The organism is Blautia sp. OM07-19 (assembly GCF_003481595.1).
Classification (GTDB): Bacteria; Bacillota; Clostridia; order Lachnospirales; family Lachnospiraceae; genus Blautia_A; species Blautia_A intestinihominis.
The window spans coordinates 1-13,103 of record NZ_QULA01000053.1 but is presented as its reverse complement, the minus strand read 5'-3'; the positions used below and the strand labels follow the sequence as shown (position 1 = coordinate 13,103).

Here is a 13,103-nt window from a genome sequence, read left to right as displayed (position 1 = left end):
ACACACGGAATCGAGGTGTCTTTCTTTTATGCAAAATCACGAACTTGCTCATTTATAGTTAAGTATTTATTTATCCTCAGGATGCTTATGATATTCATGCCGTTTATGATGTTTTTCCTCTGATTTATGATGATGGTGTCCATGCTTATGTTTCTCATTTCCGCACACTTCACATCCTACTTCAATCTTACCCTGTGTATCCTCATCCCAGGTACCATAAGAAACCATCGGCGTATCCTTCATAATGCACAGACTGATGGTCTGATAAAGAATAATACCACCCATTTGGGCTCTGTACACAAACAGTTCACGTCCAAAATAATCGCAGATTCTTCCCAGTACTTCGCCTTCTTTAAAGGTCTCACCGGGCTGTTTCGCCGGATACCAGCAGCCTGATACCGGGGCATCTTCATAGATCACAGGACTTACTTCTATCGGTGGTTTGCCATGAATATGGGACTTCCCGCGAAGGATTCTCAGATGTCTGAGGATATTCTTCACATCATGAACATCCTCCGCTACCAGATCTTCGCACCAGCGGGAACTGTGTCCACGTTCCAGCAGGATACTCGGGATTCCCATGCTTCCGGCATAGTTATAAGCTCCGCCTGTTCCACACATGGAAGTTACCAGATAGTCCACATGTGCGATTTCCGCCATCTCCCGGCTTTTTGCAGCTACTTCCGGAGTTGCTGCACCTGTACAGTATACATAAGATACCAGTCCCTCAAATCCATCACCGCAGTGCAGATCCACATAGTAATCTGCCTTCGGGAAAAATTCTGTCACAACAGTATAAGCGATCCTGTCACTAAGTGTACCATTCGGATTTCCAGGGAAAACTCTGTTCAGGTTTTTTCCATCCTCATAAGTAAGACTCATGGTACGGTGTTCGAATCCAGTTCGGTTCATCAGACGGATCACTATGATATTTCCTGCGATCTTCTTCGGATCCAGCTCATCTGCAAGCTGCATAGCTGCCTGAATTCCTACATATTCTGCATTATGTACCCCACCGGAGATCAGAACAGTCTCCCCCTCTTTTTCTCCACAGATCAGTGTTACCGGAATTCCGAATTCTGCCCCGATGATGTGCACAAATCCTGATACTTTCTCACCCGGTTTTGCTTCCAGGTCTGCTACTCGTAATGTTCGCATCAAATCTTCTCCTTCCACTCATTCCATCTCTGCCAGATCTTATCATCCACTGGCAGGCTCTTATTTCATTCTGTAAATTCCACTTTCAATAGTTAGTTATATAAAACTTTTATATTTTCAAACAGGGAGCCAATACTTGAAATATCAACTCCCTGCTTTTTACTTTTACCATACGTTCACATCGGATTAATTTTCTTCTATATGCTCTCTTCCCTGATTGATAATCGTCCGCACATGATCATCTGCCAGAGAATAAAAAATGGACTTTCCCTCTCGTCGGTTCTTCACCAGTTTGTTTTGCTTCAGGATTCTAAGCTGATGGGAAATTGCAGACTGTGTCATATTCAGTGCTTTCGCAAGGTCGCATACACATACCTCTGTTTCGAAAAGCACAAACAGAATACGGATTCTTGTAGAATCTCCGAAAATCTTAAACAAATCTGCCAAATCCTCAAGTTCCGTCTCTTCTGGCATTGTTTTATTTATAATTTCCATTGAATCTTCATGAATTTCATAATAGTCACAAGCCTCGTCTTTATGTTTTTCCACGCTTTCACCATTTTCCTTCCTGTCTGCAACTGTCTGTTATTCTATAAATTTTTGTAACTGTTCAGTACCTTCACAGTTACAGGTTTTTTACAAATAAAGTACGGATTGCGTTTAATACCGCAATGATCATAACACCTACATCTGCAAAAATAGCCATCCACATATTGGCAATTCCCAGCGCACCAAGTATCAGACACAAAATCTTAATGCCAATTGCAAAATAAATATTCTCATATACAATATGAATACACTTTCTTGCAATCTTAATCGCTTTGGAAATTTTCAGCGGATCATCATCCATCAGTACGATATCTGCTGCTTCAATCGCTGCATCAGAACCCAGTGCACCCATAGCAATACCAATATCTGCTCTGGACAGTACCGGCGCATCATTGATACCGTCACCCACAAATGCAAGCTTCTCTTTTTCGGATTTCTGATGAAGTAATTCTTCTACTTTACTTACTTTATCAGCCGGAAGAAGTTCACTGTAAACTTCCTCAATTCCCAGTTCTTTTGCTACCTGATCTGCAACACGTTTAGAATCTCCGGTAAGCATAACTGTTTTCTTGATACCAGCTTTCTTCAATTCAGCAATTGCTTCTTTTGCATGAGGTTTCAGAATATCAGAAATAAGAATATGACCTTCATATCTTCCATCTACAGCCATATGAATTACTGTACCAACATGATGACATTCCTGATAGGAAATTCCAAGGCGTTTCATTAATTTTGCATTTCCTGCTGCTACAGATATACCATCCACTTTTGCAGTCACACCGTTACCACTGATTTCCTCAATATCAGTGACTCTGTTTCTGTCAATTGGTTTTCCATATGCTTTCTGAAGACTCTTACTGATCGGGTGGGAAGAAGAACATTCTGCAAGAGCTGCATATTCCAGCAGTTTTTCATCTGAAATCTCATTATGATGAACTCCGCTTACTTCAAAAACACCCTGTGTCATTGTACCGGTTTTATCAAATACCACATAGCTGGTCTGTGCAAGTGTTTCCAGATAGTTGGAACCTTTAACCAGAACGCCCTGATTACTTGCTCCACCGATTCCTGCAAAGAAGCTTAAAGGAATACTGATCACCAGTGCGCATGGACAGCTGATTACCAGGAAAGTAAGTGCTCGGTAAATCCAATCACCCCACATAGTCGGTTTTCCCATGATCAAAAGTACGATCGGGGGAATAAAAGCAAGTGCAAGTGCTCCGTAGCATACAACCGGAGTATAATATTTGGCAAACTTTGAAATAAAATTCTCTGATTTTGATTTTCTGGAACTGGAATTCTCCACAAGTTCCAGAATCTTGGATACGGTAGATTCTCCGAATTCTCTGATCGTACGGATTTTCAGAACACCTGTCATATTGATACATCCGCTGATTACTTCATCCCCGGCTTTTGCATCTCTTGGAAGGCTTTCTCCGGTCAGAGCGCTAGTATTTAAAGTAGAAACACCATCAATGATCACACCATCAATCGGAACTTTTTCTCCTGGCTGTACAACAATTACAGTACCAATTTCAACTTCATCCGGGTCTACCTGTTCAAGTTTTCCATCTACTTCAATATTGGCATAATCCGGACGGATATCCATCAGTTCACTGATGTTACGTCTGCTCTTTCCTACTGCATAACTCTGGAAAAGTTCTCCAATCTGGTAGAACAGCATAACCGCAACACCTTCAGAATAATCTCCGAGCAGAATTGCTCCCACAGTAGCTACTGCCATCAGGAAATTCTCATCGAATACCTGTTTATTTCTGATACCTTTAAATGCCTTCTGAAGAATATCATAGCCAATTACCAGATATGGAATCATAAACAGTCCAAATCTGACATATCCATCTATCGGTAATTTAGAAAAAAGCACGATCAATACCGCCGCTACGATGATTCTGATCAGCATCTTCTTTTGCTTCTTATTCATCTTAATACCTCACTTCTTATAAAACAGGACCGCCGCCAGAACATATATCAGTGGATAACCATAACCGTCTGACATATCTCTGTGCTGCAGTCCCTCTCTGCTAATTTACGACAATTCCCGTAAATATATCATCAACAGGAATCGCTCCTGAATTAAAGATAGATTTCGCAGTCGTCTTCTACCTTCTTGCAGTTTGCCAGAACGTCTTTCATAACTGCTTTCGGATCCTGTCCTTCTTCAAATTCAACGATCATTTTCAGCATCATGAAGTTTACTGTTGCATCCTTAACACCAGCTGTATTCTTAGCAGCTTCCTCCATTTTGTTTGCACAGTTTGCGCAGTCTACGTCGATTTTGTAAGTCTTTTTCATTGTATTTTTTCCTTTCCGGCTCATGAATAGATTTTCACATCATCATATGAGCACTTGTTCATTTGTTAATTTTATTATAACAGCTTTTTATTCTCTGTCAATAACTTATTGTTAAAAAAATTGCAAATATCAAATTCTTATATCATAGGAACATTACGGAATCATTTCCTATGATATAAAAACAGAGGATACCGTCTGATTCTTCTTCCTGCTGCACCCTCTGTCTCATCTATCATTTGCGAAATGATTATAATCTTTTTATTTACTTTTCTTATGGTAGAATTTTTCGACCTTTGCCAGATATAAAACAGCAAAAGTAACACCGGACACAACCCATGATCCAATATAGATCCATACAATACATTCCATTGTTTTAAATGACGGTAAAACAAGCAAAATGCATACTACTCGAAACAGGCAAATTGTAAGTAATGTAGTAATCATCGGTACCAGCGTTTCACCCAGACCACAGCAGGCTCCTGAAAGCGCCTCTGCAACTGCATAAAATACAAAAAAAGGTGCCATCATCTGCATATATCTTACAACCAGCGGGATCAGTGTCGGAACGTCTTTCTGATCAATAAATAACGGTCCGATCAGTCCTGAACCGAAGTAAAGAACAAGACTGATAATTCCTACTGCGATTACAGATAACCCAGTACCGATCAGTGCTCCTTTCTTTACTCTCTTCGTCTTACCGGCACCGAGATTCTGTGCGGTATATGTCGTCAGTACAGGTCCCATAGAATCCGCGATCAGCCAGATCAGTAAATCCAGTTTATCACAGATTCCCCATGCCGCAATACTGTCAGTTCCCATTGTGTTGACACTTGCCTGAACAATAGAATTGGCAATCGGAAACAGCATAGACTGAAGAGCCAATGGAAAACCTTTGTTTAGCATCATTCCCATATGCTCTTTGCAGATTCTCATTGTTCTGATTCCTATCTTTTCTTCCAGGAAATCAGAAGTTCTGAGAAAATGCATAGTAAGTACCACACTTACAATCTGCGAAAGTACAGTAGCCGCTGCCGCACCTCCAACACCGGTATGCAAAAGCCCTACCATCATGAGGTCTGCAACAATATTTACCACGCTGCATACTACCAGTACATATAAAGGATTTTTAGAGTCTCCAAATGCCCGCAGGACTCCAGCCATCATGTTATAAAGGATCATTGCCCATATTCCGCCAAAATAAATGCGGCAGTAGATCAGTGATCCTGCACGGACTTCTTCCGGAACAGACATGATATCAAGCAGCCATGGAGAAAAAATTACACCGGCTACAGCACAGACAATTCCCAGAATACCGGCGAGTAAAAGAGCTGTCCGCACTGCACAATGCAGTCCTTCTTTATCTTTTGCTCCAAAATATCTGGAGATCATAATCGTTGCACCTGTTGCAAGTCCGTTCATAAAGTTAAGCGGAAACTTAAAAAGTGTATGCACAGAGTCAATTGCTGCAAGTCCGATTTTTCCGGTAAACTGACCAACAATAACCGCATCAACCGTTGTGTACAACTGCTGAATCAAACTTCCCGCAATCAGTGGAAGTACAAAAAGTAATAATGCTTTTCCTATATTTCCAGAAATCAGACTATCTTTTTTCATTATCTGCCACCTTTTTTGAACAAATGGCAGGCAACACTGTGACCGTCTTCTACTTCTATAAGATGTGGATTCTCCTTTTTACAGATATCCATGCAATGTTCACATCTTCCCTGGAACGGGCATCCCTGTGGAAGATCCAACGGGCTCGGAGCTTCACTTTCAATACTCTCAATTGGTTTGGAAAAGTCCATATTAATATCAAATACTGCACCCATCAGTGCTCTTGTATATGGATGCATCGCTTTCATATCGAGGTCTTTTCCAGGAAGAACCTCTACGAGGTTTCCAAGATACATAACAGCCACCTGATGTGCCACCAGCTGAACCAGTGCAATATCATGACAGATAAAACCAAATGTAATATTCTTTTCTCTCTGAAGCTTTGTAATCAGTTCAATTACGGTTTTCTGAACAGAAACATCGAGAGCTGAAGTTGCTTCATCCAGAACAACGATCTCCGGTTCCAGTGCCAGTGCTCTCGCGATCGCAACACGCTGACGCTGTCCACCACTCATATTGTGAGGATAACGATCTGCAAAATCTCCTGGTAATTCTACCATTTCAAGAAGTTTTCTGCAGACAGCATCCTTCTCCGATTTCTTAATCTTTTTGAAATTCATCAAAGGCTCACACACAATATCACGAATGTTCATTTTCGGATTAAAAGATAAGGTCGGGTCCTGAAATACCATCTGAATGTTCTGACGGTTATTTCTCAGTTCTTCTCCCTTTAATTTCGTGATATCTGTACCGCGGTACAGAATCTCACCCTCTGAAGGTGTATCAAGAGAAACCAGAAATCTCATAAATGTACTCTTACCACATCCGGATTCTCCTACCAGACCCAGTGTTTCACCTTTATACATTTTCAGATTAATATCATTGTTCGCCAGCAGAGTACGTCCATGTGATGCCGCAAATCTTCTGGTTACATGTTTCGCTTCCAGTATTACTTCTCTTTTTTCAGACATATCGTTCACCTCCCCGGGATGGAACTGCCTCCAGAAGTTTTCTGGTATATTCATTCTTTGATTCTTTCAGAATATACTCTCTTGTTCCCTGGTCTTCCATTTTTCCGTTCTTCATTACAACAATATAATCTGACATGTAGGCAGCTACACCCAGATTATGGGTTACTACAATAATGCCTGTATGATAATCATCTCTGAGCTTCATCATCTGACGCACGATCTGTGCCTGCGTTGTTACATCCAGTGCAGAAGTCGGTTCATCTGCAAGAAGAAGCTTCGGCTGATAAGTCATTCCCATCGCAATACCAACTCGCTGTCTCATACCACCGGATAACTGGAAAGGATAAGATTCCATAATATTATCCGGAGACGGAAGTCTCATTCGCTCCAGCATTGCGATTCCCTTACTCCATGCCTCTTTTTTGGAAATTTTCTCATGAGTAAGAATATATTCTGTGAATACTTTTCCGACTTTACGTGTCGGATTCATCATTGCACCACTGTCCTGAAAAATCATGGAAATATCAGAACCACGAAGTTTTCTCCACTGTTCCGGTGTATAGGATAAGAGGTCTTCTCCTTCAAATGTAATACTTCCTTCTGTGACCTTACCGCCACCTGCAAGAAGTCCCAGAACAGCACGGATAACAGTGGTTTTTCCACTTCCGGATTCTCCTACCAGAGAAACGATCTGTCCCTCTTTCATATCCAGATTAAAATTCTGAACAGTTGGAACATTTTTGTAGGAGATTGTCACATTATCTAATTTCAGCATGTTTATTCCTCCTACTCATTTCTTGGATCGAGGATATCACGGATGGAATCCCCAAGCATATTAAATACAACAACTACTACAAAAATAGCAAGACCCGGGAAGATCATCAGCCACGGAGCGGACTGCATACACGCTCTTCCTTCATTCAGCATATAACCCCATTCCGGTGCCGGCGGCTTCGCGCCAAATCCCAGGAAGGACATTGCTGCCAGTTCCAGCATCATGGAACCTATATCTGTCGCAGCAGTAATGATCAGTGTAGGAAGTGCATTTGGAAGCATATATCGAAACAGCATATACGGTGTTTTGGAACCGGTAACGATCGCTGCTGATACATAATCCCTGTCACGGATCTTCATAACCAGGCTTCGTGCCAGACGCGCATATTTGGTCCAGCTTACTACTACAATAGCGATGATCGCATTTTTGATACTTGCGCCCATAATACCTGCAACAGCAAGAGCAAGTACCAGTCCTGGGAAAGCAAGCATCATATCTGCAATTCGCATAATAACAGCATCAATGACACCTCCGAAATATCCTGCAAGGACTCCGGTAACAGTTCCCACCAGAAAGATCAGGGCAACAACACCAAAGGTTGCTGACAGAGATGCACGTGCTCCATAAATAACTCTTGAAAAAATATCCCTGCCCATTTTGTCGGTTCCAAAAATATGTTCCTTGCATGGCGGAAGCAGTGCATCTACCAGAGAACCTTTTAACGGGTCAACCCCTCTGGTTACCACCGGTGCAAATACTGCTGTCAGAATAATACAGACTGCAAGAATAGAAAACACGACAAAAGTTTTATTTGCTAAAAATCTGTTTTTCTTTTTCATGATTCTACTCCTTTAAACGCATACGTGGATCAATATAAACATAAGATGCATCAACGATCAGGTTAATGACCATATAAATCAGGGCAAGCCATAATACATATCCCTGGATCAGATTGTAATCACTGGATGTGATTGCTGAAACTGCAAGGTTTCCAAGACCCGGATAAGAGAAGATTACTTCTACAACACTGGTTCCTCCAAGAAGTGATCCTATGGAAAGACCAAACATTGTGATCAGCGGAAGCAATGAATTTGGAAATACATTGCCCCAGATAATCTTTGATTTCTTTACTCCTCTTGCCTGTGCACCGATCACATAATCCTGACTCAGTTCATCCAGCACCGCTGTTCTTACCTGTCTGGTATATTTGGAAGACATTGCAATCGCAAGTGTCAAAGCCGGAAGAAACAGACTCTTAAAGTCTCCCGCAGAACTGATAACCGGAAATGCATTGATATAAACACAGAATGCCAGCATTAACAGAAGTCCAACCCAGAAGTTAGGCATCGCACATCCGAGGAATGTAATTCCCCGGACGAGATAATCGATCCATTTATCTTTATATATGGCAGACAACATACCTAAAGGTACAGAAATAACCAGCATAAGGATCATGGCCATTAATGTAAGTTTCAAAGTCGGCCATAATCTGGCTGCAAGAAGTTCTGTAACTGGTTTATTTAAGCTGTATGATTTGCCAAAGTCACCTTTCAGACAGTTCTTAAGCCATCTGGTATACTGCACCAGAAACGGATCATTCAGACCAAGTTCCTCGCGTGTCTCCTGAACCATTTCTTCAGTAGGCATTACACCGGTTGCCGTGTACATGTTTCGTACAGGGTCACCTGGTGACATAAAGGTCAGTGCAAATGTAATAAAGCTGATACCGATCAATACGATCACAATCTGTAATAAACGCTTGATTATTTGCTTTTTACTCAAAAAAGACACCTCTTTTTATTTCTGTTTGTAACTATTCAGTAACTTCACAATTCGCAGACTTTTCTTATTCTGCAGGAGTAATTTCTGTTGACAGCCAGTAGTAATCTGCTGTATGGATATGTGCAGAACCAACTTTCTTACTGTAGATCATAGATGAGTTGTAGTATCCATCAATCAGAACCGCTGCATCATCTACCAGGATCTGCTGCATCTGGAAGATCAGATCTTTTCTCTTTTCCGGATCCATTTCACCTTTTAATTCTTCATATAACTTATCATAGTCCGGGTTGGAGTATGCGCAGTAGCTGGTATCAGTTGCCCAGTTAGCCATATATGCCAGAGGATCTCCGGTACCAACAGTGATCCAGTTATTGTTATTAAAGTCATAATCCAGTGCTGCAAGTTTACTCCACTGATCATCTGAGCTTCCGTATTCAGGAACAACACCGATGCCGATTTCTGCAAGATACTGTGCGTGAGCATCTGCAAAGTCATTCAGAAGACGGTTTTCATAAGAAATATATCTAAGGTTGATATTCTGGCCATCCAGTTCACGGATTCCATCTCCATCTGTGTCAACGATTCCTGCATCATCCAGAATCTGTTTTGCTTTTTCCGGATCATAGGTATATGGATTCTCAAGTTTGTCGTAATCATAGTTCAGAGTAGATGGCAGTACGGAAAATCCTGGTGTATAAAGTCCACCGATTGTTCTGGAATTACAGATTGTATCATAGTCAATTGCCATCAGGATTGCCTGACGAAGTGTTTTGTTTCCAAGAACACCATCAAAGTTCATCCATGCAAATCCGCAGCGTACACCGGATGCAATATCAACAGTAAAGTCATCACTGTCCTGGAAATCCTGAATATCTGCTACATTTGTGATATTCTCAACCAAGTCTACCTGACCACTCTGGAGAGCCATTGTTTTTGCGGAGTTATCTCCCATGAACAGCAGATTGATCTTATCGTATGGAACATCTTCACGATAATACTCATTTGCAGCTAATGTATAACCAACACCTACACCATTGAATTCTTCAATCTTGTATGGACCTGTTCCAATAATTCCATTATCGTAGTTTTCAATATGTTCTACATCTGTGATTCCCATAGTTGGGTGGCAGAGCTGTCCTACAAGGTTTGCATATGGTTTGCTTGTTTTGATGTTAATAGTATTTGCATCATCATCTACAGTAACTTCTGCTTCAAATTCCAGATATTTCTCCGGTTTGGCAGATCCGGAAGGTCCTACCTCTTTCATGTGATCAAAATACTCTTTTACCTTTGTCGGAGTTAAATCACATCCGTCAGAGAATTTAATTCCGTCTTTCAGCTTGATCGTCCATTCTGTATGCTCGTCATTTACTTCATAACTCTCAGCAAGCCACGGGATAACTTCCATATTGTCATCGAATTTAAATAATGCTTCAGCAATACCATATCTCATAGCATTCCATCCACTGTTTTCATCATTTGCACTGTTTACACATCCATCTGTGTACATCTGACATCCGAAGTTTAAAACCTTCTCATCACCCTTCGCCTGTACAGTAACTCCCATTAATAATGCAACTGTTGTTGCCGCTGCTAACACAAGTAATTCTCTTTTTGTTTTTTTCATCCTTTACTTCCTTTCTTTTTTTGTTTCTTCGTTGTTTTTCTTCCTTCTCATACTGTCCATTCCTGTGATTTTGAACGAAAAAAAAGACAGATGCTCCCACATCCGTCACGAAATCTTACCATTAAAGAATCAAACATATATATGCAACACATGAAGTTGTAACTCTTAAGCAGGATTTCTCGTCGTCCGCAAGAATCTCTTTTACCAGAAATAAGCAGGTCTCCTGACTTAAGCTTACCCATTTTCAGCACCTTCCCAGAAAAATATCTTCCAGTGGCATTCAGCTGAAAACCAACTATCACAGTGACGGGATCGTACCGGATTTACACCGGTTTCCCTTTTAATCAGACCAGCAGGACGCTTCTGCTGGTCTGAACTTATCTCTAAAATCATTAAATGACCGTATGAATACTCATCTAGCATAACATACCATCATGTATACGTCAATTATTTTAGACTCTTATTTTCTATCTATTTTTCCGTAAATTTCCGGAATTTCTCAAAATTTGTTTCCGGTGTATAGGATTTCAGAACTTCCATCATGTCCTCTACACTATATGTATTATCATACATTCCAATAGATAACGCATACTGCTTATTAAACTCATCTACTGAATCCGCTGTCCAGAATGACTGCTGCAGCCGGAAAGCACTTCCATCTTCACGGTAATCTTCTGCAAAGCCTTCCAGAGCATTTTTCATGGCAACAAATGATGGTGCAACGATAGCACCGTATTTTCCTACAAGATAGTCGATTCTTTCCTTGCCGTTATATCCCTTTTTATTAAACATTTCGTATGTATCTTCTGTAAAACAGTCAATGGAACCCAACAATACATCTGTACTGTTCTCTTCTTCATAAGCATCAATTATCTTGATAAAATCACTTGCGCTCACTACACTCAGAATAACATTATAATCTCCTGTATTCAGCGAATCAGCCAGCTTTTCATCCAGGTGATCTTTTGGATACCCCGGAACCAGAGTAATCTTAATGTCACTGCCTGTTTCAATTTCTTCAGTATCCTGCGTATTCACCAGTTCTTCTACAGACTTCTCATATGACAGGCCATATGCTTCCTGAAGCTTATTCAGAATACCAATCGTTCTCAGACGATGCATCTCATTACCGATAGCAGATCCTCCACATGCTATTATGTAATGATTCTGGTTATTCTGATCCTCTGAAACAAAATACTCCGCCATATTGGCAGCCGCATCCATTTCTGTTTCAACAGATGTTCCTATTGTTCCCAGAAAATAAGGATTATCCTTTACTTTCTCATACATTTCATCACTGATCGTTCCTGAGCCACGTACATAATACATACCATATTCTTCACATACCGGAAGAACTTCTTCAAGATCTGAGGAAAGGAAAGAAATAATTCCCTTTACATTTCTTTCATGAAGCTCGTTGATAAAGCTGATTTCTTCTTCTGCTGTACTTATACTGGAAGAATATAAAAACTCGACTTCAAAAGCCATGCCGACATAATTTTCAAAATAATTTCTAAATGCTCTTACTTCTGCATCATTCAGATTATATACAGACACCCCTATCGTCATTTTTTCATCCTGATCTGCTGTATCATTCAGGGTATCGGCTGCCATAACTGAAATACTGGTACAGGTAAGCAGCATAATCATTGTCAATATAAAACTTATTATCTTTTTCATTCCTTTTTTACCTTTCTGTTGTATTTGTATAAAAATTCAAGTTTTCTTTTCTCACATCCTTTCCTGAAATAAAAAAGATCCTTTTCTTAAAATGTATTTTAGGTATAAAAATAAAGCCTTTCTTATACACCGTAAGAAATAACCTTTTTTAATGCAAGCAGGTCTCCTGACTTAAGTTCATCGCATTTTATCGTCTTCCCGCCTCTTAAGCAGTGACATATATGATAAAAAGCTCCCTTTTACAGTGGCGGGACCGTACCGGACTTGCACCGGTTTCCCTTTTAATTCCATATTACTGGAAACATGCATTATTTTTATAATATGATATCAGGGGCTAAAAGTCAAAAACTATTTTTACTCCGCGCTAAGGCTTTTCCCCAACTTCATTATATTTTTATTATATAATTCCATTTGGTTAACGTCAATAATTTACATCTAATATTTATATGTTTTTTTATTCACTTTTACTATGGTCTTGAATATTCAGATTCCAGTATCTATTCCATAATAAGGGTCTCTTTGCAGCACTACCTTCTCTTGTGGCATTTCTTTGTTTATGCTAAAATATTTTTACTACTATAAATGAGCAAGTTCGTGATTTTGCATAAAAGAAAGACACCTCGATTCCGTGTGT

Annotated in this window: 11 protein-coding genes and 2 riboswitches; all 11 genes read right to left on the bottom strand. The window is 40.3% G+C overall.

The features are described from left to right. Positions 1–66: 66 nt before the first annotated feature. Positions 67–1,158: a M14 family metallopeptidase gene (locus tag DXC01_RS18990; RefSeq protein WP_118699620.1), complete on the bottom strand. Its 1,092-nt coding sequence runs from the start codon at positions 1,156–1,158 to the stop codon at positions 67–69. Positions 1,159–1,344: 186 nt separating this feature from the next. After that, positions 1,345–1,653: an ArsR/SmtB family transcription factor gene (locus tag DXC01_RS18985; protein WP_081017038.1), complete on the bottom strand. Its 309-nt coding sequence runs from the start codon at positions 1,651–1,653 to the stop codon at positions 1,345–1,347. A gap of 130 nt (positions 1,654–1,783) precedes the next feature. Beyond that, positions 1,784–3,649 (bottom strand): heavy metal translocating P-type ATPase, encoded by a 1,866-nt coding sequence (locus DXC01_RS18980; RefSeq protein WP_118569138.1) that lies wholly within the window; start codon positions 3,647–3,649, stop codon positions 1,784–1,786. A 152-nt stretch (positions 3,650–3,801) separates the two neighbouring features. Next, a complete protein-coding gene (locus tag DXC01_RS18975; protein WP_055053315.1) occupies positions 3,802–4,020 on the bottom strand; it encodes a cation transporter in 219 nt (72 codons plus the stop codon). Positions 4,021–4,278: 258 nt separating this feature from the next. Continuing rightward, entirely contained in the window at positions 4,279–5,634 is a 1,356-nt protein-coding gene (locus DXC01_RS18970; RefSeq protein WP_118699619.1) for an MATE family efflux transporter, read from the bottom strand. Then, the gene (locus DXC01_RS18965; RefSeq protein ID WP_055053313.1) at positions 5,634–6,605 is read right to left on the bottom strand and encodes an ABC transporter ATP-binding protein; all 972 of its coding nucleotides are present in this window, start codon (positions 6,603–6,605) and stop codon (positions 5,634–5,636) included. The genes DXC01_RS18970 and DXC01_RS18965 overlap by 1 nt, the downstream gene beginning before the upstream one ends. Further along, entirely contained in the window at positions 6,598–7,380 is a 783-nt protein-coding gene (locus DXC01_RS18960; protein ID WP_055053312.1) for an ABC transporter ATP-binding protein, read from the bottom strand. The genes DXC01_RS18965 and DXC01_RS18960 overlap by 8 nt, the downstream gene beginning before the upstream one ends. Positions 7,381–7,391: 11 nt before the next feature. Beyond that, positions 7,392–8,219 (bottom strand): nickel transporter permease, encoded by an 828-nt coding sequence (gene nikC, locus DXC01_RS18955; protein WP_008707164.1) that lies wholly within the window; start codon positions 8,217–8,219, stop codon positions 7,392–7,394. A 4-nt stretch (positions 8,220–8,223) separates the two neighbouring features. After that, positions 8,224–9,171: a nickel ABC transporter permease gene (nikB, locus tag DXC01_RS18950; protein WP_306452298.1), complete on the bottom strand. Its 948-nt coding sequence runs from the start codon at positions 9,169–9,171 to the stop codon at positions 8,224–8,226. A 55-nt stretch (positions 9,172–9,226) separates the two neighbouring features. Next, complete coding sequence (locus tag DXC01_RS18945) at positions 9,227–10,789, bottom strand: ABC transporter substrate-binding protein (protein WP_117676949.1); 1,563 nt, start codon at positions 10,787–10,789, stop codon at positions 9,227–9,229. Between the two features lie 196 nt (positions 10,790–10,985). After that, a riboswitch (cobalamin riboswitch) is annotated at positions 10,986–11,185 on the bottom strand. Positions 11,186–11,260: 75 nt separating this feature from the next. Continuing rightward, positions 11,261–12,469, bottom strand: a complete 1,209-nt coding sequence (locus tag DXC01_RS18940) for a hypothetical protein (RefSeq protein ID WP_147399647.1) — start codon at positions 12,467–12,469, stop codon at positions 11,261–11,263. A gap of 139 nt (positions 12,470–12,608) precedes the next feature. After that, positions 12,609–12,791: riboswitch (cobalamin riboswitch) on the bottom strand. Positions 12,792–13,103 lie beyond the last annotated feature (312 nt).

Coding starts and splice junctions, on each gene's coding strand:
- DXC01_RS18945 (WP_117676949.1), bottom strand. CDS start 10,789: ATGAAAAAAACAAAAAGAGAATTACTTGTGTTAGCAGCGGCAACAACA.
- DXC01_RS18965 (WP_055053313.1), bottom strand. CDS start 6,605: ATGTCTGAAAAAAGAGAAGTAATACTGGAAGCGAAACATGTAACCAGA.
- DXC01_RS18970 (WP_118699619.1), bottom strand. CDS start 5,634: ATGAAAAAAGATAGTCTGATTTCTGGAAATATAGGAAAAGCATTATTA.
- DXC01_RS18990 (WP_118699620.1), bottom strand. CDS start 1,158: ATGCGAACATTACGAGTAGCAGACCTGGAAGCAAAACCGGGTGAGAAA.
- DXC01_RS18940 (WP_147399647.1), bottom strand. CDS start 12,469: ATGAAAAAGATAATAAGTTTTATATTGACAATGATTATGCTGCTTACC.
- DXC01_RS18980 (WP_118569138.1), bottom strand. CDS start 3,649: ATGAATAAGAAGCAAAAGAAGATGCTGATCAGAATCATCGTAGCGGCG.
- nikC (WP_008707164.1), bottom strand. CDS start 8,219: ATGAAAAAGAAAAACAGATTTTTAGCAAATAAAACTTTTGTCGTGTTT.
- DXC01_RS18975 (WP_055053315.1), bottom strand. CDS start 4,020: ATGAAAAAGACTTACAAAATCGACGTAGACTGCGCAAACTGTGCAAAC.
- DXC01_RS18985 (WP_081017038.1), bottom strand. CDS start 1,653: ATGGAAATTATAAATAAAACAATGCCAGAAGAGACGGAACTTGAGGAT.
- DXC01_RS18960 (WP_055053312.1), bottom strand. CDS start 7,380: ATGCTGAAATTAGATAATGTGACAATCTCCTACAAAAATGTTCCAACT.